This window comes from Mesorhizobium sp. M7A.F.Ca.CA.002.04.1.1, from assembly GCF_004022805.1.
Classification (GTDB): Bacteria; Pseudomonadota; Alphaproteobacteria; order Rhizobiales; family Rhizobiaceae; genus Mesorhizobium; species Mesorhizobium ciceri.
On sequence record NZ_RZPL01001035.1, the window covers coordinates 1 to 1,389 of the forward strand.

Here is a 1,389-nt window from a genome sequence, read left to right on the forward strand (position 1 = left end):
ACTACGTGTCCTGTTCGCCCTATCGCGTGCCGATCGCCAGGCTGGCGGCAGCGCAGGCAGCGGTGCTGGTTGCGAAAACAGGCCGCGGATAGGATCCATCCAGCTTACCGTTTTGTAAGACAATTCACGCGAACGTGCTGGCCGCGCCGCGTAATCTCGACATTGTTCCTGCCCAATTTGCGGCCATCCGCAAATTGCTCCCGGAAACAGATGCTGCAGATCTCTCCCGCGCCGCTCCGCTCGATCCTGGTCATTCAAACCAAGTTCATAGGAGATCTCGTCCTCGCCTCGGCGCTCGCCAAGAACCTGCGGCTCGAATTCCCCGGCGCCAGCATCGTCTTTCTGTGCGAGGCCCGCTTCGAGAGCTTCGTGATCGCCCATGGTATCGCTTCCGAGGTGGTCGCATTCAGGCGCGACCGCATGCGCGGCACGCCCTTGGAGCGCGGGAAGGAGCTCTACGCCATGGTGCGGGCGTTGCGCCGCTTCCGCTTCGACCTGACCATCGACCTGACCGATTCGAAGACGTCGCGCATCCTCACCGGGCTCGTCCACGCAAAGACCCGTGTCGGATACAATCCCTCCGAAAGACCCTTGCGTATGCTGGAGCGGCAGCCCGCCAACGTCCTTGCCAAGCCCTACGGCTTTGATGGCCAGCATTTCCTGTACCGCTACCTCTCGCCGCTCGAAGCGCTCGGCATTGAACTTCGCACGGTGATTCCGAACCTTCAGCCGCTGCCATTGGAGATGGCGAAAGCATTGGCGCTCCTGGATAAACACCATCTGCGGCCAAATGCCTTCATCGCCGTGCATGCGGGTGCAAGCTTCGAGGGGCGACGTTGGCAGCCGGAGCGGTTTGCAGCAGCGATCGTCGAGATTGCCGGCGAGACCGGCCTGGACGTCGTCCTGGTGGGCGGCCCGGACGAGCGCGAGATCGCCGAACGCATCGTCGCCAGGACCGCGCCGCCGGTCGTCAATCTCGTCGGTGACCTGTCGCTTGAAAGCCTGCTGGCGGTGCTGAAACAGGCCCGGCTGTTTCTCGGCAATGAGAGCGGCCCGATGCACATGGCGGCAGCCACTGGGACCCCGGTTGTCGGGCTGTTCGGTCTGACGGAGCCGTCGCGCTGGGGTCCCGTCGGCGTGCCCAGCATCTCGCTCCAGCCGCCGATGCCTTGCGCCTGCATGGCCGAGGACCTTTGCCGCGCGCCGGATCCCAGCAAGGCATGCTGCGTCTGGGGCCTGGAAGTCAAGCCGGTGGTCGACGCGGTGCGCGAGGTTCTTTCGCGCACCGAAATGCAGCTGGAATGCGTCATCTGAGATCATGGGTCGCATGCACGACTCTCGACGCGGTGGAATGACCCCTTCGCCACAGGCACGGTCACATTGTCGCGT

1 protein-coding gene is annotated in these 1,389 nt (G+C 63.8%); it reads left to right on the forward strand.

Going from position 1 to position 1,389, the window contains the following annotated elements:
* Positions 1 to 210: 210 nt before the first annotated feature.
* Positions 211 to 1,314, forward strand: coding sequence for a glycosyltransferase family 9 protein (locus ENZ75_RS31830; RefSeq protein ID WP_013532743.1), 1,104 nt, complete (start codon positions 211 to 213; stop codon positions 1,312 to 1,314).
* Positions 1,315 to 1,389 lie beyond the last annotated feature (75 nt).